This is a genomic window from Salinivibrio sp. MA351 (assembly GCF_001996065.1).
GTDB classification, from domain to species: Bacteria; Pseudomonadota; Gammaproteobacteria; order Enterobacterales; family Vibrionaceae; genus Salinivibrio; species Salinivibrio costicola.
The window spans coordinates 1-23,964 of sequence record NZ_MUFG01000026.1; the positions used below are offsets into that span (position 1 = coordinate 1).

Annotated in this window: 20 protein-coding genes; 8 read left to right on the plus strand and 12 right to left on the minus strand. The window is 49.6% G+C overall.

Annotation, left to right across the window (positions count from 1 at the left end; all coding sequences use genetic code 11):
- Positions 1 to 439: 439 nt before the first annotated feature.
- A complete protein-coding gene (locus BZG78_RS12560; protein WP_131826084.1) occupies positions 440 to 1,345 on the plus strand; it encodes a hypothetical protein in 906 nt (301 codons plus the stop codon).
- A gap of 61 nt (positions 1,346 to 1,406) precedes the next feature.
- On the opposite strand, the gene BZG78_RS12565 is transcribed toward BZG78_RS12560, so the two are convergent.
- The 3 genes from BZG78_RS12565 to BZG78_RS12575 all read right to left on the minus strand — a co-directional run bounded on the left by BZG78_RS12565 (position 1,407) and on the right by BZG78_RS12575 (position 5,175).
- The gene (locus tag BZG78_RS12565; protein WP_077661393.1) at positions 1,407 to 2,651 is read right to left on the minus strand and encodes a dicarboxylate/amino acid:cation symporter; all 1,245 of its coding nucleotides are present in this window, start codon (positions 2,649 to 2,651) and stop codon (positions 1,407 to 1,409) included.
- 199 nt (positions 2,652 to 2,850) lie between these two features.
- Positions 2,851 to 3,255 carry a hypothetical protein gene (locus BZG78_RS12570; RefSeq protein WP_077577098.1) on the minus strand — a complete coding sequence of 135 codons (405 nt, stop codon included), beginning with the start codon at positions 3,253 to 3,255 and terminating at the stop codon, positions 2,851 to 2,853.
- Positions 3,256 to 3,267: 12 nt separating this feature from the next.
- A complete protein-coding gene (locus tag BZG78_RS12575) occupies positions 3,268 to 5,175 on the minus strand; it encodes a S8 family serine peptidase (protein ID WP_199877199.1) in 1,908 nt (635 codons plus the stop codon).
- Positions 5,176 to 5,518: 343 nt separating this feature from the next.
- Here BZG78_RS12575 and BZG78_RS12580 point away from each other — a divergent pair, with 343 nt between their 5' ends.
- Entirely contained in the window at positions 5,519 to 6,358 is an 840-nt protein-coding gene (locus BZG78_RS12580; protein WP_077661394.1) for a sterol desaturase family protein, read from the plus strand.
- 5 nt (positions 6,359 to 6,363) lie between these two features.
- Positions 6,364 to 6,879: an inosine/xanthosine triphosphatase gene (gene yjjX, locus BZG78_RS12585; RefSeq protein ID WP_077661395.1), complete on the plus strand. Its 516-nt coding sequence runs from the start codon at positions 6,364 to 6,366 to the stop codon at positions 6,877 to 6,879.
- A 71-nt stretch (positions 6,880 to 6,950) separates the two neighbouring features.
- Here yjjX and trpR read toward each other — a convergent pair whose 3' ends face one another.
- Positions 6,951 to 7,265 (minus strand): trp operon repressor, encoded by a 315-nt coding sequence (gene trpR, locus BZG78_RS12590; RefSeq protein ID WP_025744414.1) that lies wholly within the window; start codon positions 7,263 to 7,265, stop codon positions 6,951 to 6,953.
- 41 nt (positions 7,266 to 7,306) lie between these two features.
- On the minus strand, positions 7,307 to 9,313 hold the full coding sequence (gene sltY / locus BZG78_RS12595; protein WP_077661396.1) for a murein transglycosylase: 2,007 nt from the start codon (positions 9,311 to 9,313) through the stop codon (positions 7,307 to 7,309).
- Between the two features lie 207 nt (positions 9,314 to 9,520).
- Here sltY and ettA point away from each other — a divergent pair, with 207 nt between their 5' ends.
- The 3 genes from ettA to BZG78_RS12610 all read left to right on the plus strand — a co-directional run bounded on the left by ettA (position 9,521) and on the right by BZG78_RS12610 (position 12,831).
- Positions 9,521 to 11,188, plus strand: a complete 1,668-nt coding sequence (ettA, locus tag BZG78_RS12600; RefSeq protein ID WP_021023650.1) for an energy-dependent translational throttle protein EttA — start codon at positions 9,521 to 9,523, stop codon at positions 11,186 to 11,188.
- Between the two features lie 209 nt (positions 11,189 to 11,397).
- The gene (locus BZG78_RS12605) at positions 11,398 to 11,778 is read left to right on the plus strand and encodes a PilZ domain-containing protein (RefSeq protein WP_021023649.1); all 381 of its coding nucleotides are present in this window, start codon (positions 11,398 to 11,400) and stop codon (positions 11,776 to 11,778) included.
- 48 nt (positions 11,779 to 11,826) lie between these two features.
- Positions 11,827 to 12,831: a peptidoglycan DD-metalloendopeptidase family protein gene (locus BZG78_RS12610; protein ID WP_021023648.1), complete on the plus strand. Its 1,005-nt coding sequence runs from the start codon at positions 11,827 to 11,829 to the stop codon at positions 12,829 to 12,831.
- A 15-nt stretch (positions 12,832 to 12,846) separates the two neighbouring features.
- Here the strand turns inward: BZG78_RS12610 and radA are convergent, their stop codons facing one another.
- Positions 12,847 to 14,223, minus strand: a complete 1,377-nt coding sequence (gene radA / locus BZG78_RS12615; protein WP_021023647.1) for a DNA repair protein RadA — start codon at positions 14,221 to 14,223, stop codon at positions 12,847 to 12,849.
- Positions 14,224 to 14,346: 123 nt separating this feature from the next.
- Between radA and BZG78_RS12620 the strand changes: the two genes are divergently transcribed.
- The gene (locus tag BZG78_RS12620; RefSeq protein WP_077661397.1) at positions 14,347 to 16,704 is read left to right on the plus strand and encodes a PilZ domain-containing protein; all 2,358 of its coding nucleotides are present in this window, start codon (positions 14,347 to 14,349) and stop codon (positions 16,702 to 16,704) included.
- Here the strand turns inward: BZG78_RS12620 and serB are convergent.
- Positions 16,701 to 17,675, minus strand: coding sequence for a phosphoserine phosphatase (gene serB / locus BZG78_RS12625; protein ID WP_077661398.1), 975 nt, complete (start codon positions 17,673 to 17,675; stop codon positions 16,701 to 16,703). The two genes, BZG78_RS12620 and serB, sit on opposite strands and share 4 nt — an antisense overlap.
- Before the next feature lie 131 nt (positions 17,676 to 17,806).
- On the opposite strand from serB, the gene BZG78_RS12630 reads away from it, so the two are divergent.
- The gene (locus BZG78_RS12630; protein WP_021023644.1) at positions 17,807 to 18,400 is read left to right on the plus strand and encodes an AhpA/YtjB family protein; all 594 of its coding nucleotides are present in this window, start codon (positions 17,807 to 17,809) and stop codon (positions 18,398 to 18,400) included.
- Between the two features lie 96 nt (positions 18,401 to 18,496).
- On the opposite strand, the gene deoB is transcribed toward BZG78_RS12630, so the two are convergent.
- From deoB to BZG78_RS12655, 5 genes are all read right to left on the minus strand, one after another.
- On the minus strand, positions 18,497 to 19,717 hold the full coding sequence (deoB, locus tag BZG78_RS12635; protein WP_021023643.1) for a phosphopentomutase: 1,221 nt from the start codon (positions 19,715 to 19,717) through the stop codon (positions 18,497 to 18,499).
- An 11-nt stretch (positions 19,718 to 19,728) separates the two neighbouring features.
- Positions 19,729 to 21,060 carry a thymidine phosphorylase gene (gene deoA, locus BZG78_RS12640; protein ID WP_077661399.1) on the minus strand — a complete coding sequence of 444 codons (1,332 nt, stop codon included), beginning with the start codon at positions 21,058 to 21,060 and terminating at the stop codon, positions 19,729 to 19,731.
- Between the two features lie 83 nt (positions 21,061 to 21,143).
- On the minus strand, positions 21,144 to 21,920 hold the full coding sequence (gene deoC, locus BZG78_RS12645) for a deoxyribose-phosphate aldolase (RefSeq protein ID WP_077661400.1): 777 nt from the start codon (positions 21,918 to 21,920) through the stop codon (positions 21,144 to 21,146).
- A 369-nt stretch (positions 21,921 to 22,289) separates the two neighbouring features.
- Complete coding sequence (locus tag BZG78_RS12650) at positions 22,290 to 22,460, minus strand: XapX domain-containing protein (RefSeq protein WP_021023640.1); 171 nt, start codon at positions 22,458 to 22,460, stop codon at positions 22,290 to 22,292.
- A 168-nt stretch (positions 22,461 to 22,628) separates the two neighbouring features.
- The gene (locus BZG78_RS12655; RefSeq protein ID WP_077661401.1) at positions 22,629 to 23,915 is read right to left on the minus strand and encodes a NupC/NupG family nucleoside CNT transporter; all 1,287 of its coding nucleotides are present in this window, start codon (positions 23,913 to 23,915) and stop codon (positions 22,629 to 22,631) included.
- Positions 23,916 to 23,964 lie beyond the last annotated feature (49 nt).

The window sequence follows — 23,964 nt, forward strand, 5'->3', positions numbered from 1 at the left end:
ATCCCTCTATCACTGTTAAACCTCCTATTTATCGAGTAATCGATTACTAAATATTTTATTACATAGCGAATACTACTCTTTTTTCATCTTTATTTAGCCATTTATTCGACCTGAACAAAAGCTGAATGGTCATTGACTCGAATGAACAGATATAAAATAGAGCAAAAATCCTAATTGATTGTTAACTCAATAATAACACTATTGTCATGGCACTGACGCATTGCTAGCATAAATCTACATTCGCACCTCAGTCACCACCACATTTCTTGTGGCGCTAATAATGTTGTGAATGCCAAGGAATAGGCTGTCGCCCGGTATTGAAAAGTATGGACAGATACCGTCACCAGAAAGTAATAGCCAAAAAATTAGCGCCTACTTTTTGGTGAATAATGATAAAGCGGCAGTGCTCGGTAACATATTAAAGAAGGGATACTTTAAAGTGAGCAATACAATCCAAAAAACAGCGCTCGCCGCTGCCATCGCTCTTACCAGCACAACAAGCTTTGCCGGTGAATTAGGTTCACTGACCAGTGAAGTCAAAGTCAACGACTATGAAAAAGGCCTGACAAAAACAGAAGTCACGATAGGTAAGGGTTCCTACAAATTAAGCGATGATGTCAGCTTTCTTTTTGATGTCGATAAAGATTTTATTGATAGTGAGGGAGCGGCGAGAAAAGAAGGGTGGGACACCCAGTTTGGTTTGGCCCAAGGCATAGGAACTATAGGGGATTTTAATACAACCATGTATTATTTATTCCGCTATGATGCCTCATGGAAAGCTAGCGATGAGTCCGATAGTTCGGATACAAAGCAGTACATCATTGCCCCATACTTGAGTAAAGACATCTCCCTTGGTGGCAAAGATTTCTCCTTTGGTATCGAGCTGTGGGCACAATTGGGTAACGACAATGATGAGAGCCTAAAAAATATTAGTGGTGTGGAAACTAACTTCTATCTGTCAGGTGCTCTATCTGAAAACTGGAATCTAGAACTGGCTTGGTATAACTTCGATTACTATGATACGGATGAAGAAGAATACGATTACCAAATTGGTACTGAGAACTATTTAACTTATTCACTCCCGCTCGTCTCAGGTTTCTCATTTAATATTGAAAATTATGTAGAGGCTTACCACACACCAGATTCAGACACCACAATAGCCTATGCACATATCCAGCCTGAAATTGAGTTTAAAAAAGAAGTTAACGAAAACTTCTCTTGGCACGCAGGTGTTTCTTACGAAGCATTTAACTGGGAATTCAAAGATGCTAAAGGAAATAAAGGTGATAAAGACATCTTTGACAATAACGAGTTTCAAGCATACCTAGGTTTTACTATTCAATAATCGCACCACACTGCAGGCAAATTCACTGCCTTTTGCCTGCAGTGTTTAAACGGTAGCAAGATTAACTCACACGCTTTTGCCATTTATCGATAACCGTGGCGCCAATCAGATCACCTTGCACGTTGACTGCGGTACGGAACGTATCAAGCGGGCGCTCAATGATCAGCAAGATAGCGATGGCTTCAAGTGGGATCCCCGCTGCCAGCAGCACCAACTGCATCCCAGACATCGAGCCCGATGGCATCCCTGGCGCGCCCACCGACGACACCATCGCCATAATGAAGATCATCACAATACCGGTCGTAGACAAATCAATCCCGAACAATTGCGCAAGGAACACGGCAGCAATCCCTTCAAACAACGCGGTGCCATCCATGTTCATCACCGCCCCCAAAGGCAATACCATACTCGCCGTGGATGGGGTGACCTTGAGCTCTTCCTTGGCTGCCTGCATAGATACCGGCAGTGTTGCCGCGCTTGATGAGGTAGCAAATGCCATCGCCAGAGGCGCAGAGATTGCACGAAATAAAGCGATAAAACCAACGCCTCCCGCGACACGTGCGATCAGCGGCAATACAATGACGCCATGTACCATCGTCAGAGCAAACACTAAAGCCGCGAAGCTAAACAGCTGACCAAATAAGTCATTGTCGCCTTGATGCGAAAACTGAAAGACAATCGCAAAAACGGCGAAAGGCGCCAGTTTGATGATTCCGGCCACCAGCGTGTTAATACCTTGGTTTAAACCACGAATGGTATCAAATAGCGGATGTTTTTCCGGCAAAGCTACAATCAGTGAAATACCAAACAAAATGGTGAAAACGACAATCGCAAGTAGATTACCACTGCTTAGCGCCTCAACGGGATTCACTAACGCCATGTTAAAAAGCTTGGTGGCAATCGCGCCAGCTCCTGCCGCATCTTGATTGATAAAGCTGATGCTCTCATCCACCGGGGGCGCACTGTTAAGCGTTTGCCACTCTGGCATCAGTAACGCTGCGCCAAGTCCTAGAATAATCGCTATGGTGGTGGTAAAACCGTAGAACAAAAGGGTGGCACCACCGAGACGTTTTAAGCGGACAACGTTGCCAATATTACTGATCCCTTCCAGCAGCGAGAGCAACACCATCACGCCGACGACGGCTTTCAGTAAACCGATATAACTGACTTTGGCCAACATGAGCAATGGATACCAAGTGGTCTGCTCCGCATTTTCTATGGGACCAAATACAGTCCCCACCAGCCAAGCCAGTGCTGCTGCCAATGCAATTTGCAATGGTAAAGAATGTTTAACTTTTTTCCACATCGTCTTTTCCCTCGCTGCAGACGGATCTACATGCTGATGTTCTGTCTAGTTTGTTGGGGTTTAATGGCGGCAAATCATAGCAAGATGAGGCGTTTAGCTCATGTAAAAGTTATGAACATTCTGGAATATCTAGTAACAAAATCGTTGGTTGGATGCGATTAAAAGCCCGCCAGTGATTGGCGGGCTCGCAGTACACGAATTACTGAGGCTGTTGGTTTTGAGGATTGAGTTCAAGGTTGACCGGCGTCTCGAGTGATTGATTGAGTGCTTTTTCCAGCGCCGATACATTCACGCCTGGGCTGGCTTCGAGCAACGCGACACCATCCATATAACTCACCAGATCCAGACCATATTGGTCAGCGAGTTGATCCGCTCGTGCTTGACTCGCTTTCACCAAAATAGAACCAGTGACTGTTAATGGTGTGCTCTGAGCAGACAAGGCAACCTTGTCACCGACCATCACCCCCATTTGCTCGCCATTCATATTGCGAGCATTATCGGCCGTATCGACCACAACATAGCGGTCACCATTTAATTCAACCGTAGCGGCATGGACACTCATTGTCAGCCCCATCGCTGCGATTACTGCAATTAACTTTTTCATACTTTTCTCCTATTAACCGCGGTGACCAATAACACGCAGTGACCATTGCATTAGTTTGCCATCAGCGCTGTTATTGGGTAGGGATTTCACTTCCCCTCCCAAGCTGTATTGACGTGTTTCACCATCGGTGTCAGTAACATGTAACGTCCATTGACCCGCTGAACTTTCGCTATTGAATTTATGGCTGAGCATTAAGTGATCGGTAAAACCCTCTGGATAAGTGCTATCCAGCGCATTCGATAACATGCTGTTACGCGGCGACATAAGCACGCTGCGTGTGCCAGATGGCGATTCGAGCTCGATCAACAAATCGGACATACGGCTATGATCAATTGAGCTACGTACTTGCACCGCCTCAATAGTGAGGTCATCTGTCACTCGCACGCTATCGGCGGTGGCGGCTACTCCTGCGTCAGCAATCGGTAGCCCTGTGTCACCATTTTGGTTGTGATAAGACCAAGTCCAATCCGTAAACACTTGCTCAGGCAAAGGTTGATACGTCTTTGCCGCCTCAAGCGCCGCATTGACATCAATTAAGCCAAACCCATAGGTTGGGCTATACCAACGATCTGCCGCGTTTTGTTGCCAACCTTCTAGTCCCGTGACAGTGCGAGTCTGCCCTTGTGCCGTTTGGTAGCTTAAGCGTACATCATCACTATTCGTATCCACACGTGTAGCCGTCGTCGCTAACAAATGGCGAATATCACGCTGGGAAAGGTTCGGATAGGCCGACATTAGTAGCGCGAACGCACCCGAGGTGTTTGGTGCAGCCGATGATGTGCCATTCATGACGCTATTAAAGTCACACGTGTTGTCTATTTCCGTGCCACCGTGTAGGTCATGCGAATCATAAGGAATACGATCATTGCGGTTATAGCCCATGGTACAACCGGTCAAATCTGTGGTGATATGTGCGGGTTTATTGGTGCCGTATTCGCCTCCTGGAGCCGTCAAGAATACGTTGCTACCGACCGAAGAATACGACGATCGTTTGCCATCTGCATTCAAGGCACTGACCGTCACATTCCAATAATTTGCGTTGCTGGATGACTGGTTACTGTTTTGCCATGGCAATCCATCATTATTACCCACAGGGCCAAATCGCTCTCGGTTAAACGAGGTGCGACTGAAGCCATTTCCCGCTGACTTAATAAAGACTGCGCCACGCCCACCAAAAGCTTCCGTGGTCATTGTCTTGTATTGGGCATTTTGGCGACCATCATAGCTCATAGGATCATCACTATAAGGATAGCTGCGCACCCCTGAGCCACCATAGCTTTGATTAAAGACTCGGACATCATCTGAATAACCTTCCCGCCCGTGACTGATCTCCCATGCTTTTTGGCTCTGATATGCCAGGTAATTATAGCCTTGTAGATTGGCAAGCGGTGCAACACCCATCCCTCCCAAGCCGTTATCACGCGCCGCCGCGATAATACCGGCCACCGAAGTGCCGTGAGCTGTATTTCGATTGCTCCACCCTTCAGGCGTCGGATCGTCATCACGATCAACGAAATCGTAAGATTTTCCTGCACGCATATTCGCCACTAGATCAGGGTGTGCGATCTCTAATCCGTCATCAACCACGGCGACATTGACGTTTTGGCCTAAAATCTCTTGTCGATGAGCCCACCAAAGATTTAAGTCATTACCTGGCTGCCCTCCTTCGCGAGCAAATGCATTCTGTCCCCTATTTAGCAAATGCCATTGCTCTGCGGTAAAAGGATCGTCGCCCGGTAGACAGCGCTCGGCGCTGGTGCGCCCAATATCGATAGGTTCACTTCCTGTTAACACAATACAGGCTTGTGAGTCTGGTTCCGTCGGTGGTTCAACGGGTTCAGGCACTTTTGCCATCGCCCAAGCCCCAGATGTATGAAAGAGCGCGCCGATAATGAGCGCAAGAGAGCTATGTTTGTGCATTTATCATTCCTTTTTACACTAACGAGAGATGTCTCATTCATGAGATACTCATCATTAGTAAAAAGAAACAAACTCAATAGAAACAGGCTATTAGTATAAACGTGATCTTGTGCCTAACTTTTAGAGCAAGTAATCTAATTCGTTGAACACGGCCAGCAAAATTAACGTTTACGTTACATTCATATTCAAGGCGTGTGATGTAAAAGAATCCCTGAGCCTATGCCCAACCATAAATCTATTGATGCTGCCCCATCCACCATCGTAACCACTTCGGCAATTTTTGCTGTTTGACTAAACGTATTATCTGCTTTTCGCGTAATATAAAGGCGAACAAGGAGCGATAATGAACTGGATTGAAACACATGAAGCGGGATTTCGACTTGGTCTATTCGTGCTCGTACTCGTGATCATGCTGGTCGCCGAGTGGCAATGGCCCAAACGTCAGTTAACCCGTACTCGGCGTGAACGCTGGCGGGGCAATATTGCGCTCACCGCATTTAATACGCTAACGCTTCGACTACTGGCACCGCTTTCAGCAGTTGGTGTTGCCAGCCTTGTCGATGAATCAGGGTGGGGACTGCTTAATCAGCTCTCTTTGCCGCTTTGGGCAACGGTAGTCCTCACGCTAATTGTCATGGATTTGGCGATTTGGTATCAACACAAGCTGTTCCATGAGCTCCCTTGGTTATGGCGATTACACTTGGTTCATCATGCCGACATGGATATTGATGTCACCACTGGCGCGCGCTTTCACACCGTCGAAATCTGGCTTTCAATGGCGATAAAATGTGCACTGGTAGCCTTATTAGGTGCCCCTGTTTTAGGCGTGATTCTGTTTGAAACCGTATTAAGCAGCATGGCGATGTTTAACCACAGCAACGTCCGTTTACCGCTGCGTCTCGATGACTGGCTGCGCCGTATCGTCGTCACGCCCGACATGCATCGCGTTCATCATTCCACTCGTTTTCATGAGTGCAATGCCAACTATGGCTTTAATTTGTCTTGCTGGGATCGCTGGTTTAATACCTATGTTGCTCAGCCTCGCAAAGGGCATCAGAAAATGCGAATTGGCTTAAATGAAGTGGCGCAAGCCAATGATGCGAGTCGCATAACAGGCATGCTGCGCTTACCTTTACGCTGGCGTATACTGCAGCGCGCCTACCAACACGATAAGGAGCGCTAGGGCGTATGACCCACGTAATCGTTACCTCACAAAACCCTGCCAAGATTTCTGCCGTTAAAGCAGCATTTTATGACGTTTTCCCCAATACCGACTTCACGTTTACCGGCGTGTCCGTACCCAGTGATGTCGCCGACCAACCCATGACAGAGAAAGAAACCTATTCAGGCGCATGCAATCGGGTTCGGCATGCACAAGGACGTTATCAAGGCGATTATTATGTGGGGATAGAAGCCGGCTTGGATGGCCAACATACCTTTGCTTGGATGATCATAGCAAAAGACGACGCGCACGGCGAAGCACGCTCRGCGTCACTTCCCCTTCCACCAGACGCGCTCAAGGCATTGCATCAAGGCGAGGAGCTCGGTGATGTGATGGATCGAATGTYTAGCCAGCAAAATGTAAAACAAAAAGGGGGGGCCATCGGTATGCTTACCGGACACCGATTAACGCGATCAAGCGTGTATCATCAAGCTTTGATCATGGCACTGATCCCGTTTATGCATCCACACCTTTATCGCTAAAAACCCAGCGCTAAAAACCCAGCACTAAAAACGGAGCCCGTGGGCTCCGTTTTTGTTTGATAGACAGGGGATCAAGAGCGGGTTTGCTCCGCCTCGCGCTTGAGCAAGTCGGCGAGCCAAATTTTGGTATCCTCATCCATCCGCTTTAATTCGTTAGAGCCTCGGGTCACGGTCGCGATCCCTACCCCAAGTAACTGACTGAGCTGGCGCTGACTCATTCTGCCTTCTAATAATTCATGCAAGATATTGATCCGAGCGACCAGAGTATCTCGCTCATCAGGCGTCAGTAGTGCTGTCAGTAATGCATCATCGTTATCGTCTTTTCCTGCTAAACGCACTAAAGAAATAACATCTTGCCAACCAGAGAATGCAGGCGATTGCGACATGGTTTCCTCTCGCTCTTTACGTGATGACAGTAATGATAACATCAATAGCGCTGAGCCAGCTCGTGCGCACTTAAAAATTGCACCGGCTCACCTAACAGCTGACGATAATAAATGTCGAACATCAAGACGTTCTGCACATAATGGCGCGTTTCGTAAAACGGAATCGACTCAATAAAAGCAATCGCATCCATATGACCTTGCGATCGTTCCAACCAACGCGACACACGATGCGGGCCGGCGTTATAGGCCGCGAATGCCAAGATACGATTACTGTCGAAACGATCTAACATCATTTTTAAGTAACCGCTGCCAAGACGAATATTAACGCCCGGATCACTCAAGCTAGCAGGGCCTTGATAATCAAATCCCAACTGACGAGAGGTTTCGCGTGCCGTGCCTGGCATTAATTGCATCAAGCCTCTTGCGCCCACATGGGACACTGCACGGGTAAAAAAGGCGCTCTCTTGACGCGATAAGGCCATCAGTGTGGTTTTGTCTACGCCACGCTCGCGGCTGAAAAACTCAAACCACCACTGGTGTGCTAACGGGAAGCGGAGTGACAAATGGTCCCACATTTTTCCCGCAATCGTGGCTTGAACCGCGAAGTGGTACCAATGTTTTTTATTGGCATAGGCCGCCAGTAAGGCAATCTGCTCATCACTAGCACGTTGTAATACATAATACCATTCACGCTTAGCCGCATAGATTTTATCGAGCGCGATAAGCTCATTCACTCTTGCCAATACATCATTGATCGGCATTAACCCTGCTTCTTTCAGGACTGCTGTGCGTGAGGGTATTGAAATCGGTTTATCTAAATGCTGCGCCGCTGCCACGCTATAGAAATTACGCTCACCAAGCATGGAAGCAAATGCTTGATTTGCTGACGCGCTATCACCAAGCTCTAGCTTGATTCTCGCCTGCCAATACCGCCACTTTAAAGACTGCTGAGCCGCTTCGCTGAGCAATGCGCGCCACTGATCCAGCGCGTGCCAGTCACCCTCGATAAGTGCAAGGCGAAACCGTCTTTCCAATAAACCATCATCATGACTCTGACGCAGCATACGATCTCGCCAGCCAGCCAATGCAGGCTCGTCATCATTCATTAATTGACCAATCAAGTAATCGGCAATGTCTTGTCGCTCTCGTTTATCGTAATGCTGGCCCTCGACCGTGCGACGAAAGTGGCGAATGGCTTGCGCTTCATCCTTGCGAGCCAAACGCTCAAACGCCAAGCGAGTCAGTTTTTGATTAAACGGCGTCACATAACTGCGCTTAGAAAAATCGGCCACGTTCTCAGGTTGGTCATATAAGTCCAACACCTGCTTGCCAACCGCACGATCCGCCTCGGGTAACTGGCGTAACAAATAACGCATCAAACTGCGGTTGCGCGCATCGAATGTTAGAAGCATACGCTGCAATATCAAGTCACCGGTCAGCAGCCCTTGTTCCGATAAAAAATCGAATAAGTCATTGCAACTGCTATCCACGGATTGACCCGACAAATAGAGCGATTTGGCGCCACTGCGCGCTAAAGCCTGATTCCCCGCTTGACTGTGCGCATAATAATATTGGCACTGATAACGATCACTCCGTGGCACATCAGACTGGAACGCGATCAAGGTCTTCCAATCTCCTCTGTCCGCCAACAGGGTGAGATAATCCGCACGCAAACTATTCGCGAATGGCATGGTGCTATAACGCTGAATAAAGTTAGTGACCGCGTGGTGAGGCTTTTTAGAAAGATTACGAGTGAAATCACGATAATCGAGATACGGATACAAAGGATAATCACGCAGTTGTGCTTTTAAGCGCTGAAACTGATGCAAATCACCGCTTTCAATCGCATCGATTGCCGCTTCATACTGGCGCTGGTGCGGTGTCCTTTGACGACTATCAGGGCTGGCGGAAGCCTCAACCATCGGGACTGATAAGCTGGAAATCAACACGAACCCTGACACCCATACAGGAAAGAAGGCACGGGCGTGACGAAAAGCCGCTCGATATGCTGACTTAATTGGCCCGGATAATGCGATGAATCGTTCCATGTCAAAGATCGCTCCTATTGTATGCAACACCGACTGTGTAACACCGAGTAGACAACAGCTCCGCCCGCAAATTCCCTGTAGGTGGTAAGCGTTGTTTGTCGGCACGTCTCGCCATATTAGTGACCGAATATGACAATCACTGTTAAACTTGGCAAAGTTAACGTTAGAATAGCGTTTTTTATACCACAACGATTAACGTGAGCAGAAATGGCTGAGTACGTATATACCATGTCGCAGGTGAGCAAGATCGTGCCACCTAAGCGTCAAATTCTTAAAGATATTTCTTTGTGTTTCTTCCCAGGCGCCAAAATTGGGGTGTTGGGTCTCAACGGGGCCGGTAAATCGAGCCTATTGCGCATTATGGCCGGTATCGATACCGAGATTGAGGGCGAAGCCCGTGTGCAACCCGGGATCAAGATCGGGTATCTCCCGCAAGAGCCGAAGCTGGATGAAGAAAAGACAGTCCGGGAAACCGTTGAAGAAGCGGTCGGTGACGTCAAAGATGCATTAACGCGTCTCGATGGTGTCTATGCCGCTTACGCTGATCCAGATGCCGACTTCGATGCCTTAGCGCAAGAGCAAGGTGAACTCGAAGCACTGATCCAAGCTAAAGACGGGCATAACCTCGATAATACGTTGGAGCGTGCAGCAGATGCACTGCGTTTGCCCGAGTGGGATGCGCAAATCAAGCACCTTTCAGGGGGCGAGCGTCGTCGTGTTGCTATTTGCCGTTTGCTACTCGAAAAGCCCGACATGCTGCTGCTTGATGAGCCAACTAACCACCTAGACGCTGAATCCGTTGCATGGCTTGAGCGTTTCTTAGTCGACTACTCCGGTACCGTCGTTGCCATTACGCACGACCGTTACTTCCTCGACAATGCAGCGGGCTGGATTCTTGAGCTTGACCGTGGTGAAGGTATTCCGTGGGAAGGCAACTACTCATCTTGGCTCGAACAAAAAGATGTACGGTTAAAGCAAGAAGCGTCGCAAGAAAAAGCGCGTCAGAAAACCATTGAGAAAGAGCTTGAGTGGGTTCGCCAGAATCCAAAAGGCCGTCAGGCGAAATCAAAAGCCCGTATGGCCCGCTTTGAAGAGCTCAACACCACGGACTATCAACGCCGTAACGAGACCAACGAGCTGTTTATCCCACCAGGTCCACGTCTGGGTGAAAAAGTCATTGAGGTCAATAATCTGACCAAGTCGTTTGGTGATCGCATCTTGATCGATGACTTATCCTTTAGCGTGCCCAAAGGGGCAATTGTCGGTATTGTTGGTCCGAACGGTGCGGGTAAATCAACCCTATTTAAGATGCTCAGTGGCACAGAAACCCCAGATAGCGGCACCGTTGAAGTAGGCGATACCGTACAACTGGCCTCGGTCGATCAGTTCCGAGACAGTATGGACGATAATAACACCGTCTATGATGAGATCTCTGAAGGGGCGGACATCATTCGCATCAATAACTTTGAATTACCGGCACGCGCTTATGTATCACGGTTTAACTTTAAAGGCAGTGACCAACAAAAACGCATTGGTGATTTGTCAGGCGGTGAGCGTAACCGCGTCCACCTCGCCAAATTGCTAAAAGCTGGCGGTAACGTGTTGCTCCTTGACGAACCGACTAACGACTTGGACGTGGAAACGCTCCGTGCACTTGAAGAGGCACTCTTAGAGTTCCCAGGCTGTGCCATGGTGATCTCGCACGACCGCTGGTTCCTTGACCGTGTCGCGACCCATATTCTTGACTATCGAGATGAAGGCCAAGTGAACTTCTTTGAAGGTAACTTTGCTGAATACACCGATTGGTTGAAAAAAACACTGGGTGCACAAGCGGCGGAGCCGCACCGGATCAAGTACAAGCGTGCAGTCAAATAATAACGCATACCACGGTAAGGGCAGCGACGGCTGCCCTTTACCTTCCCACTCTTCATCTTCTCACTCGTCATCTCAATAAACCGTATTGCCGCCTGTACTTAGCTCAGCAAAACCACGAAAACGTTTTAAATGTGAGACAAGCCACTAAATCAGTATTGTGATTGCCCCATATCACCTACACTAGAGACAGTGAATGAGGAGATGTCATCATGACAGAGCGTAGAAAATTTTCCCGCGTCATGTATCGTGTGCCGGCAATACTCAAACAAAACGAGCAGCAATGGCACGCACAGGTACTGGATCTATCTCTCAAAGGCGTGTTGCTCAGCCGTCCTGAGAACTGGCAAGCTGATCCCGAACATAACGCGTTTCTACTGGTGTTTTACCTCCATGACTCGGATGTAGAATTAGACATGGACTGCATTCTGGTAAATAACTGCGAAAATTATCTCCATCTTTACATCGATCACATTGACATTGATAGCGCCAGTCATTTAAAAAGGCTCGTTGAACTGAACGTGGGTAACGATGAACTGCTTCATCGCGAGCTTGCGCAATTGACTGACCACATGGCGGAACCGAACGCTTAATCCGCACGGTCATGGACGGTATTTAATGCAGGCCAGCAGTAACCAGTCATGACAGACCATATCCATATTGCCGTAACGCACCCGAACGGGGTGAAACACTATACCCTCTGCCCGACCCGTAAAAAGGTCGTGCAAACCCTTGCATTAGTGATACTCGCGGCTCTCACCATCACCTTTGCTAGCCTGTACCTGCTTTCTGAGCGTTCGACCGAGGCCGAAGCGGCTGTTGAACGATTACGCCAAGAGCGCGCGACCTTAAATAACGAGGTGGCGATGTTGCAACAAAAACGTGATGCGCTGTCACAAACCATCGAGAACAAAGATGTTGAACTCACCGCCCTGACACAACGCGTGGTCACGGTTGAAGATATGCTCGGGCTAGAATCAGTGGCCAAAGACGCCTCGCTCACTCACCGTCTCGATGTCGCAGCGATTAACTCAGCGGTGCGTTACACCATGCTCCAGCTAATCCCGAATGGTAAACCGCTTGAAAGCTACCGACGCTCCTCGGGATATGGCTCACGAACTCACCCTGTGACAGGGAAAGAAAAATTCCATATGGGCTTAGATTTGACCTCGGACGTCGGCACGCCGGTGTATGCCCCCGCGGATGGCGTCGTCGAATATGTCCGTCCCAGCCGCCGCAAAGGCTATGGTAACTTCATCAAAATCGACCACGCCTTTGGCTTTATGACACTCTATGCCCATTTGGATAAATTCAATGTCCGGAGCGGGCAATTTGTGAAAAAAGGGGATTTAATTGCATGGTCGGGTAACACCGGACTATCAACTGGCCCGCATTTGCATTATGAAGTGCGCTTTTTGGGCCGCGCCCTTGACCCTCGTCGCTTTATAAAATGGAGTACTGAAGAGTTCGATTCCTTACTCGAAAACGAAAAACGCGTGAGCTGGGGACATTTGGTCGCAGTAGTTGAAAACTTGGTCCAGACCCAGGTCCAAGTCGCCAACATGCCCGCCCCTAATCCACCGTTAAGCACCGCACAGCAGCGTGACGCAGAGGATGATCGCGCCCCGGCTAATGCCGCTATGTAGCTCAAGCAACCGCCGCTATAACTCTTCTAATACTGCCAACGCATCTGATAATTTGCTCACACCGTACACGGTCATGCCTTCAAGCGTCTGTTTGGGCATATTGGCTTTAGGGACAACCGCTTTTTTAAAGCCATGTTTCGCCGCCTCCATTAACCGCTCTTGCCCACTGGGTACCGGGCGAATTTCACCGGCCAAACCGACTTCGCCAAACACGACTAATTCTCTTGGCAAAGGCCGGTCTCTAAAGCTTGAGATCAACGCAAGCAACAAGGCCAGATCCGCGCTGGTCTCAGTCACTTTGACGCCACCAACCACATTCACAAACACATCTTGATCAGACATTTGCAGCCCGCCGTGCTTGTGTAACACCGCCAATAACAGCGCTAGACGATTTTGCTCTAACCCCACAGCCACCCGACGGGGATTAGCCAATTGCGAATAATCCACTAGCGCCTGTATTTCGACCAATAATGGGCGTGTGCCTTCCCAGACGACCATGACCGAACTGCCAGAGGTTTGCTCCTCACCACGGGAGAGAAAAATCGCCGACGGATTACTCACTTCCTTCAACCCCTGACCTGTCATGGCAAACACGCCCAGCTCATTCACCGCCCCAAAACGGTTTTTGTGGCTGCGTAAAGTGCGAAAGCGACTATCGCTCGAGCCATCCAATAACACCGAGCAGTCGATACAATGCTCAAGCACTTTCGGGCCTGCCAGTGAACCATCTTTGGTCACATGTCCGACCATAAAAATGGCCACATTGTTTTGTTTGGCGTAACGAGTTAAGGCGGCGGCAGATTCACGGACTTGTGCCACGCTCCCAGGCGCCGATTGCACCTCGGCGACATGCATCACCTGGATGGAGTCGATCACCATGATCTTAGGCTGTTCTTTTTTCGCAACCTGACAAATGGTTTCAACGCCCGTTTCAGACAATAACTTAAGCTTATCTTTGGGTAACCCGAGTCGGTCAGCCCGCATCGCGACTTGTTGGAGCGATTCTTCCCCGGTGATATACAGTGTCGGAAAGTGGTGTGCTAAGCCCACCATGGTTTGCAATAGTAAGGTACTTTTACCCGCGCCTGGGTTACCACCGATAAGAATCGCCGCCCCCGGCACAATGCCACCACCGAGTACCCGATCAAGCTCTTTAAAACCGCTGCTCAGACGCGGTACTTCTTGCAAGTTAATATCTTGTAAGGTTTGTACGACACCCTCGGCACTGCCAGTATAACCGGCGTATTTTTCATTGCGTGCGACTTGAGGTGAAGCCGCTAACCTCACTTCGGTGATCGTGTTCCACGCCCCGCATGCAGAACACTGCCCTTGCCAACGCGGAAAATCTGCCCCACAGTCATTACACACGTAGGCTCGTTTTGTTTTTGCCATTCGCTCTCCAATACGTATGATGTCAGCTAATTCACAAAATGATTGCTATCTTATTCATTATCCCGACACTTTTCAGAGAAGATGCCGTTAACAAAGTAAGCGATTACTTTACCAGACTTTGCCATGAAGCAGGATGATTACCAGGGACTGATTGAGCAACTGCTTCCTCTGTCCCAAACCCCAAAATTTGAGGTGTTGCTCGATAAGCTCACGGCTAACGAGCCCAGCTCCGCAAAGCTGCTGATCAAAATGGAGATCAGACGGCTGATGACCCCATGCAATCGCGCCATCGACTTACGCGGGAAAGTGGATGGCGACTGCCACGAATACAGCCTGCACGGTCAAAAGCACTGGCTCGATGATGTGGCGATTAACCGCTACTACGATCGCCTCCCTATGTATAACGGCCAACTCACCCAAGGATTATGGGAAGATTTGCATAACACACCGAATAACTTTCGGGTGAAGCACGAAAAAGAGAAACAGCGCCAACAGCAAGGAAAAGGGCCGGTCAGCGATGCGTCACAGTCGGCACTCTTACCCGAAAAGCTGACATTTGGTCATTACTTATCACGCAGTGAAAGCCGCATTCATTTTGCTACACAAGTCTTAATTACGCTCAACACTGGCCATGAAGTGCATGGAGTGACCAGTGATTTATCGAACTCGGGCTGTCGGGTTCGTGTGCCTGCTGCGTTCGATTATCCACCGAGCTCAGAGGTGGTGGTTCGCTTTACCACTCTCGCACAAACATACCCGGACCCCGATCTTGAACAGGGGTTGAGTTATCGGATTATCGGCGTCGATGACAACAAAGACTCGACCAGCAATGTCTGGCTGCGGTTGCGGCTAGACACGAGCAGTGACGCGATAAAACAAGCATTAGAAGCAGAAATGACCGCGCCAGATTTTCGCGGCAAGCAAGATGGCGAAGACAAACTGCTCACGTTAAAACTGCAAAGTTACGAGCAATCTTTTTTGCATCATACCAGTGTGTTACCGCTCTATTTCGCACAAGATAAAATGGAATATGTGCTACAAACGCGACAGAATCAGGAGCTATGGGCCTACTGGCACGATAACCGTAATCAACCCGTGATCAATCACCTGTTTAACACTGAACGGTTATCACTGCTCCAACTCGACGGTGCCTCCACCAGCCAGCTGTTGCTGTACTGCTTTTCTGTTGACAAAAACAAACAGCGTTTTTTCTACTCCGCCTCCCCCAGTGAAATGAGCGAAGAAGAGCGCCAGCTTTTTTGGCACCTGGGAGCCAAGCGCGCCTCGTGGCGCGTGTTTAAAGTGACGATGTCTGCCATTAATGCGACAGATATTGAACGACTCCAAGATGTGTCACCCGATTGGCTTAACACCCTCAAAACGCTGACCCATGTTGCGCTGGTACAAGATGTCACTCATGCCGACGGAAGACGCAGTTACCTTGAACACCCAAAACCTCAATGCTCTAGCCAGGTCCTGCGACGTTTTTTACACCAGCGCAACCCCGTTTGCCGTGCACAGCTCATCTCATCCGATCGCCAGCCACAACGACGGGAGCCCCGATACGCTTATCGATCGGAAGTATCAATGGTTCACGCTGAACAAGGGCCTCTTAAAGGTCAGCTGATTGACTTTTCCTCTGGGGGACTCAATGTGACGCTGAAGCAACCGTTTCAAGGGGCAAGAGATGATATTGTCTCGGTATCGCTCGATGCATTTGTCAATATTGACCCGCGCGCTCCCTTGGTCGATATGCCGTATCAAGTGATTCGAGTGAGTCCGAAAAGAGACAATATTCAGCTAAAACTGACCACCGAGTCACCGAATACCCGGCGCCGACAATACTTACGCCGATTGATTGAACATAATCAGGATAAGTTAACAGTACTCGATGAACGCTTACCCGATCCGCCTCTGGTTTGGGCCATGCACCAGCTGTTGCTGACGCGTTTGACCGTACAGCCCTATTTTGTCCAACGAGATAATGGCGCTTTGTCGGTGTCTGCTGTTGGGATCAACTTACCACCGAGCCGCTTACACCGTTTTCTCGAACGGGCGGGTGGCGGACGTCAATTATCTTTTTATCCGGTTTTCGGCGATAAAATTTTAACGCGAACCCATGAAGTCACTCGCCCATCGCAACCGCTCAATGAATTAGTCCGTGAGTACTTTGTGTGGATAGATATCCAAGCCGACAAAGTGCGAGCGGTACATACCTTTGCCGATAGCGAGTTTGAATCGGACGATGCACGACGTAAATTCGTTCAGTTGGCACAAAAAGGCGGCACGTTTGCCGTGATACGCAATCGCATGACGCCTCTGACTCACGCAGAGCAAGACATTGAGCCATCACAATTATCGGCGCTACTCAAGCGTGACACCCATAAAGCACGCCAACTCGAAGACGAATTTATCTCGCTGTGTGCGTACGGTGAATTAGTGGATGTCACCGACGAAGTATTGATGCGCTTGGGCCGTTAACGGGGTTGCCAGCTAATCTTCCCCGCTCGCAAGCTCGCAGAGAGCACGCAGAGCACGCCCCCAAGCCAACAATGTTTCACTGCGGTTTGTGCTCGAGCATTCACGGTTGGCTTGGCGTGATAGGCAATGCCGAGTCCAGCCGCCTCCATCATCGCCAGATCATTGGCGCCATCCCCGACCGCTAAAGTATTCTCAGGATCAATATCGTACTGCTGCGCCAGTGTGGTTAAAATATCCGCTTTGCGCTGGGCATCAACAACAGCCCCTACCACGTCGCCAGTCAATTTCCCCTCGTCAACGCCAAGCTGGTTTGATTCGGCATAATCTAGCCCTAACTGATGCTGAAGGTGATCAGAAAAGTGAGTGAAGCCGCCAGACGCGATTGCCACGTACCAGCCGTGTGCTTTTAAGCTTGCGACTAACGCCGCCATTTCTGGCATTAACGGTAAATGCGCTTTCACCTCATCAAGAACAGCAATATCTGTACCTTTAAGCGCAGCCACACGTTGGCGCAGGCTCGCCTCAAAATCAAGCTCTCCGAGCATCGCCCGCTCTGTCACCGCCGAGACCGCCTCACCTACACCTGCAAGCGCGGCAATTTGATCAATACATTCAACCTCAATGGCTGTTGAGTCCATATCAAACACAGCCAATCCAGGTTTACTTAAATCTGGCAATGCGTGCAGATCTGCACAATCTAATCCGAGAGCATCAATCACGGCTCGGTGATCGGGCGTGAGCTCACCACTCATTAATAAAACCTGATACGGGCCGACACACCACGCATCCATGACGTCGACTACGTGACCGGTAAAAAAAGCAATATTGTCTAAATGATCAACGCTAATGGTCTCAGCGAAGAGAATCCAGCCACCGTTTCGGCGACGATAGGGAAGCGTGCGGGTAACAGTGGGAAAGCGACGATACAGTCCGGATGCGCGGTAAATTGCCAAGGGCTTAGCCTTATCCATGGTCAGTATTTTCCTTTTCAGCTCTCAAGCAGAGCCTCGTCAATAAAACAATCGAGATGAGGCTGTGATACCATAAAAAGTGTACTCAGCTCCAGTGCTAATTACGCCGTCAACACGGCTTTGAGGTAGGTATGTTTTCAATTTCGCGCAAAGCGCTACGGCGAACCACTCGGTGGGGAATTCTGATCAGTGCATTCAGTGCCATTGCGGCGTTAATGCTCTATAGTACGACCTTAAGCCAACGCCAGTATCAAGCGCTTTATCAGCAAACCGATCAGCTCGCCCAGTTAATGACACGTCAAATCGGCGCGCAAGCCTATGATGCATTGGTCGACAAAAATTACCAGCCACTGCAAACCCTCGCCGACCAGCTAGCGACCGAGCCTTTGATTCGCGATGCCAGCTTTTATCAACTTAACGGGCGCCCCGTTGTCCGCTCTACCCATGCGTTGCCGCTTGAAACCGCCGTGGGCCTCACCACGCCGCTTGGACTCGAAAGCGAAGGACGACAGCAATTAATGACGCCCATTAGCCGTGATGGCGATATTATCGGCTTTTTACGCCTCACGCTTGAACACCAATCGGTGATTGATCATGCCAAACAACAGATCCAATCGACCATTACTGAGCTTCGTGCCCTACTGGGACTGGCGCTGTTTCTCGGCGCGCTATTGATGGCCATGCTACTACGGCGCGACAACCGATCACGCATACTGCCTTGGTAACGCCATCATAGTGTCGGCAATCTAATCAGTTAGATAGGCAACAAAAAAAGAGATGGCATGCTGCCATCTCTTTTTATTGCGATCACTCGGAGACGATTACAAGAATGACTTGCCGTAATCCATTGGTGAGGTATCAAAATACTGTGCCAACGATTGGCCAATATCCGCAAATGTTTCGCGGCGACCTAGCGAGCCGGCTGGCACTTTTTTACCATAGACCAATGCCGGGATGTGCTCACGAGTATGATCCGTACCTGGCCAGGTTGGATCACAGCCGTGGTCTGCAGTCAGTAGCAGCACATCATCGTCTTCCAACATCGCCATAATTTCAGGCAAGCGGCGGTCGAAATACTCGAGTGCAGCCGCATAGCCGGCAACATTACGACGGTGGCCATACGCGGAATCAAAGTCGACAAAGTTAGTGAAGACTAAGCTATTGTCGCCAGCTTCTTTGATCGCATCTTTAGTGGCATCAAACAGCGCTTCAAGGCCAGTTGCTTTGATTTTCTTGGTGATCCCACAGTGAGCATAAATATCAGCAATCTTACCAATAGAAATGACATCACCGCCTTTCTCATCGACAATTTTTTGCAGTACGGTGGCTGACGGTGGCTCAACCGATAAATCACGGCGGTTACCGGTACGCTCGAACTGGCCTTTACCTGGACCAACAAACGGGCGCGCAATCACACGGCCAATGTTGTAGTCTTCCAGCTCTTCACGCACGATCTGGCAAAGATCATACAGATTGTCTAGCCCAAAGGTGTCTTCGTGGCAGGCAATCTGGAACACAGAGTCTGCCGAGGTATAGAAGATCGGTTTCCCGGTTTTCATGTGCTCTTCACCAAGATCGTCGAGCACCTGCGTTCCCGATGCATGGCAGTTACCGATATAACCCGGTAGCCCTGCACGCTCAACAATGCGGTCAAGCAGTACTTCTGGGAAGCTATTGGTCAAATCAGAAAAATACCCCCACTCAAACAAGACAGGCACACCGGCAATTTCCCAGTGGCCAGATGGGGTATCTTTCCCTGACGACAGCTCTTTGGCATGCGCATAAGCACCAATGATCTCGGCGTGAGGATCCAGTCCTTCAGGGAAATAATCTGATGATTCTTCACAGGCTTTGCCGAGTCCAAGTTTGGTCATGTTAGGCAAAGACAGTGGACCTTTGCGATCGGCGTTGTCGGCTTCACCTTTTGCGCACGCTTGTGCGATGTGGCCAAGGGTGTTAGCGCCTTGGTCACCAAATTTTACGGCGTCTTCAGTGGCGCCAATACCAAATGAGTCTAAAACTAATACAATTGCGCGTTTCATGATCGCCTCCATTAGACGTCTTGTAAGCTGATACGACGATATACGTCCGGCGTAGAATTGGGTGCCTCATCAGCTACTTTTACTGCGGTTCGCACCGCATTGGCCGCTTGTTGCCATTGCTCTTCAGTTTGAGCGTGGAGCATGGCGAGCGGTGTTTGCTCATCCACGTTTTGCCCCAGACGAATCATTTCGTTCAACCCAACGGTATAATCAATTTTATCGCTGGCAACCCGACGGCCGCCACCTATTTCTATAATAGCCATGCCCAATCCCCGCGTATCCATCGCGTTGACCGTTCCAGCACGGTCGGCATAGACAGGCTTAATGACTGACGCTTTGGCCAGGTATTGATCCGGCGACTCGACAAAGTCAGAGGGACCCCCTAGGCCTGCGACCATTTTGGCAAAACACTCGGCAGCACGACCGCTATCCAATGCGTGATCCAATTTTTGTTTCGCTTGCGTCACATCTGACGCTAGCCCGCTCACCACCAGCATATCCGCACACAGTGCCATGGTCACATTGTACAGGCGAGGGTTGCGGTAACGACCGGTCAAAAAGTCGACCGCTTCTTTCACTTCCAATGCATTTCCCGCCGACGATGCCAACACTTGGTTCATGTCAGTGAGTAACGCACTGGTTTTGGTGCCGGCACCATTGGCCACGCCCACAATCGATTTCGCCAGTGCCTCTGAATCTTGATACGTGGGCATAAACGCCCCCGATCCTACTTTGACATCCATGACCAAAGCATCGAGACCTGCCGCGAGCTTTTTCGACAAGATTGACGCCGTGATCAATGAGATATTATCGACGGTGGCGGTGACATCTCGGGTGGCATACACACGTTTATCGGCCGGTGCCAAAGAGCCAGTTTGGCCAATGATCGCTACGCCAGCATCACGGGTGACATCACCAAACACCTGGTTGCTTGGCATGATGTTATAACCCGGAATAGACTCCAGTTTATCAAGTGTGCCGCCGGTATGGCCTAAGCCACGGCCTGAAATCATCGGCACATAACCGCCGCATGCCGCCACCATTGGGCCCAGCATTAACGAGGTCACATCACCAACGCCCCCTGTCGAGTGCTTATCCACGATTGGGCCATCAAAATGCATGTGTGACCAATCGATGGTCATACCGGAATCGCGCATCGCACAGGTCAGAGCCACACGTTCATCCATGGTCATATCATTGAAGTAAATCGCCATCGCAAATGCAGCAATTTGGCCTTCCGACACTGAGTCATTCGCAACACCCTGGATGAACGAATAAATTTCTTCTTTGCTTAACGCGATGTTGTCGCGCTTCTTACGAATAATTTCCTGAGGTAAGATCATGCATCCTCCTTACCAGCACAATACGTGAGCGACCGAGTACACGATCCTCGCTCGCCCTACCGTTTGGGTGAGTGGCAACTTACTTAATAGCCACCTTCAGCCGCTTTTTCGCCTTCACCCAAGGTGTGGAGTAAGTTCGCCAACAAGCTAGATGCGCCAAAACGATAGTGGCGGTTATCGGCCCATTGGTCGCCGAGAATGCGATCGGCCATAGCCAGGTATTGCTGCGCATCTTCTGCGGTGCGCACGCCACCGGCTGGCTTAAAGCCAACACGTGCTGCAACGCCTTTGTCTTTGATCACATTCAGCATGATCTCAGCCGCTTCAGGCGTGGCATTGACAGCCACTTTACCGGTAGAGGTTTTGATAAAATCTGCCCCCGCCTCAATGGCAATCTCCGAGGCGCGCTTGATCAACGCCTCAGTTTTAAGTTCACCGGTTTCGATGATCACTTTAAGCAACACCTTGTCACCACATGCCGCTTTACACTGTTTCACCAGCTCAGCGCCAGTACTTTCGTCACCAGCAATCAGCGCACGGTATGGAAAAACAACGTCCACTTCATCGGCGCCATAGGCAACGGCAGCTTTGGTTTCTGCTACCGCAATATCAACGTCATCATTGCCATGGGGGAAATTAGTCACGGTCGCGATACGGACATCTGGCGTGCCTTGTTCACGTAATGTTTTTTTCGCAATCGGAATAAAGCGCGGATAAATGCAGACAGCAGCCGTATTACCAACAGCCGTTTTCGCGTTCTGACACAGGGTGATCACTTTTTCATCGGTGTCATCATCATTCAGCGTGGTCAGATCCATTAATTTGAGTGCGCGTAGGGCCGCGGTATGTAATTCGTTCATTGGATATCTCCAGTCCTCATTCTTTTGCCAAACAGGTATTGGGTTGGCCACTGTGTTGGCAACCGTCACTTGTAGCCGGTTGCTGCTCAGCGGACTTGGCTCCATGAAGTTTGAGGCTGGACCTTGCGCCGCCTTCAACCAACCATCCTTGTTGCCGCGTGCAAACACATTTGTGTTCGCAGTTCTACCATTGGACGTTTTCGATTGGGGCTAGCCACACCTTTGTTGCTAACCATAAGAGGAAAATAAAGATTGTGGCGCCACCAAACTTTGACGGCCTTCACTTATTTTACCAACGCCGTTTCGGCAAAACTAGTTTTTACCGTTTCTGTTGGAAAATACAGTGTTGCTTGGCAGAATCAATACGGGTTAGCTGAAAAACCGCTCGATAATCCACTGGTAGCCGATCCCACCTAAGTAGACACCAACAATCCCCATCACGCCCGACAAAACCGGTGGCGCGGGGATAGGTAACTTGATCGCACTAAACAAAACACCGACTAAAAACCCGGCGACTACCGCAAGGAGCACTTCCTGCATCGTTTTTCCTTATTTTGTTAACCAGCTTCACTTTATTTATCGGATACTCCCTGAGTATACACCCTATAAAAAAAACGCCACACAGATTCACTGTGTGGCGTTTTAATCGGTTTATACTTGGTCCGTAATTGGCTGAGTCCGTAATTAGCTGAGTCAGTAATTAGCTGATTAACCTGCGAGGGTTAAGGTCACAAATAGACCCGCAATCGTTGCCGCCATCAAGTTAGACAAGGTACCAGCAATCACCGCTTTGACACCAAAGCGTGCAATCTCTGGACGACGGCTAGGCGCCAGACCACCGAGGCCGCCAAGCAAAATGGCCACCGATGACAAGTTAGCAAAACCACACAGTGCGAATGAGATAATCGCTTTGGTTTTCTCCGTCATCTCAACACCCGTTGCCGCAACAACTTGTGCGTTATCACCAAGATATTGGGTGAAGTTGAGGTAAGCGACAAATTCGTTGACGACGATCTTCTGACCGATGAAAGAGCCGGCAACCACTGCTTCTTCCCATGGCACACCGATAAGGAACGCAAATGGGGCAAATAAGTAGCCCAAGATCAGCTCAAGCGTAATGTCTGGATAACCAAACCAACCGCCGATACCACCCAGCATACCGTTGATAAGAGCAATCAAACCGATAAAGGCAAGTAGCATTGCACCTACGTTCAGGGCCAGTTGCATACCTGAAGAGGCACCACCAGCAGCGGCATCGATGACGTTAGCTGGCTTTTCAACGCCTTCTGCGGTGGCATCGGCCATTTGTTCAACTGGCTCTTCAGTTTCTGGCTTGATGATTTTAGCAAACAACAGACCACCAGGCGCCGCCATAAATGAAGCGGCAATCAAGTACTCGAGGGGAACACCCATTGACGCATAACCGGCCAATACACCACCGGCGACAGAGGCAAGACCACCACACATCACGGCAAACAGCTCTGATTGGGTCATGCGCGGGACAAAGGGACGAATCACGAGTGGCGCTTCTGTTTGACCCACGAAGATGTTCGCAGTCGCAGACATGGATTCGGCACGCGAGGTACCCAAGGCCTTTTGCAAACCACCACCGAGTACGTTAATCACAACCTGCATAATACCCAGGTAGTAAAGCACACTGATCAGTGATGAGAAGAATACGATAACAGGCAGAACTTTCAGTGCGAAGACGAAACCGCCACCGCCGAACAGTTCAAACATTTTGTCAGAAACCAGTCCACCAAAGATGAAGCTGATCCCTTCGTCACCATATGCGATGACGTTGGCAACGTATTGTGATGCCCCGTAAAGAATGTCACGACCCACGTCGACATACAGTACGAAAGCACCGAAAAAGAGTTGGATAGCAAATGCGCCACCCACGGTACGGAGGTTAATGGCTTTGCGATTATCAGAAAGGAGAACAGCTATTCCTAGCAGTACAACCATCCCGATTACGCTCATCAGCAGGCTCATAGTATTGGCATCCTCAAAGTAAAAAGTTGGCGTCTCGACAGAGTGGAAT

What these genes read in the sequence shown, in the direction of transcription:
- BZG78_RS12565 (WP_077661393.1), bottom strand. Translation starts at nt 2,651, where the DNA reads ATGTGGAAAAAAGTTAAACATTCTTTACCATTGCAAATTGCATTGGCA.
- BZG78_RS12570 (WP_077577098.1), bottom strand. Translation starts at nt 3,255, where the DNA reads ATGAAAAAGTTAATTGCAGTAATCGCAGCGATGGGGCTGACAATGAGT.
- BZG78_RS12575 (WP_199877199.1), bottom strand. Translation starts at nt 5,175, where the DNA reads ATGCACAAACATAGCTCTCTTGCGCTCATTATCGGCGCGCTCTTTCAT.
- BZG78_RS12580 (WP_077661394.1), top strand. Translation starts at nt 5,519, where the DNA reads ATGAACTGGATTGAAACACATGAAGCGGGATTTCGACTTGGTCTATTC.
- trpR (WP_025744414.1), bottom strand. Translation starts at nt 7,265, where the DNA reads ATGTCGCAATCGCCTGCATTCTCTGGTTGGCAAGATGTTATTTCTTTA.
- sltY (WP_077661396.1), bottom strand. Translation starts at nt 9,313, where the DNA reads ATGGAACGATTCATCGCATTATCCGGGCCAATTAAGTCAGCATATCGA.
- ettA (WP_021023650.1), top strand. Translation starts at nt 9,521, where the DNA reads ATGGCTGAGTACGTATATACCATGTCGCAGGTGAGCAAGATCGTGCCA.
- BZG78_RS12605 (WP_021023649.1), top strand. Translation starts at nt 11,398, where the DNA reads ATGACAGAGCGTAGAAAATTTTCCCGCGTCATGTATCGTGTGCCGGCA.
- BZG78_RS12610 (WP_021023648.1), top strand. Translation starts at nt 11,827, where the DNA reads ATGACAGACCATATCCATATTGCCGTAACGCACCCGAACGGGGTGAAA.
- radA (WP_021023647.1), bottom strand. Translation starts at nt 14,223, where the DNA reads ATGGCAAAAACAAAACGAGCCTACGTGTGTAATGACTGTGGGGCAGAT.
- BZG78_RS12620 (WP_077661397.1), top strand. Translation starts at nt 14,347, where the DNA reads ATGAAGCAGGATGATTACCAGGGACTGATTGAGCAACTGCTTCCTCTG.
- serB (WP_077661398.1), bottom strand. Translation starts at nt 17,675, where the DNA reads ATGGATAAGGCTAAGCCCTTGGCAATTTACCGCGCATCCGGACTGTAT.
- BZG78_RS12630 (WP_021023644.1), top strand. Translation starts at nt 17,807, where the DNA reads ATGTTTTCAATTTCGCGCAAAGCGCTACGGCGAACCACTCGGTGGGGA.
- deoB (WP_021023643.1), bottom strand. Translation starts at nt 19,717, where the DNA reads ATGAAACGCGCAATTGTATTAGTTTTAGACTCATTTGGTATTGGCGCC.
- deoA (WP_077661399.1), bottom strand. Translation starts at nt 21,060, where the DNA reads ATGATCTTACCTCAGGAAATTATTCGTAAGAAGCGCGACAACATCGCG.
- deoC (WP_077661400.1), bottom strand. Translation starts at nt 21,920, where the DNA reads ATGAACGAATTACATACCGCGGCCCTACGCGCACTCAAATTAATGGAT.
- BZG78_RS12650 (WP_021023640.1), bottom strand. Translation starts at nt 22,460, where the DNA reads ATGCAGGAAGTGCTCCTTGCGGTAGTCGCCGGGTTTTTAGTCGGTGTT.
- BZG78_RS12655 (WP_077661401.1), bottom strand. Translation starts at nt 23,915, where the DNA reads ATGAGCCTGCTGATGAGCGTAATCGGGATGGTTGTACTGCTAGGAATA.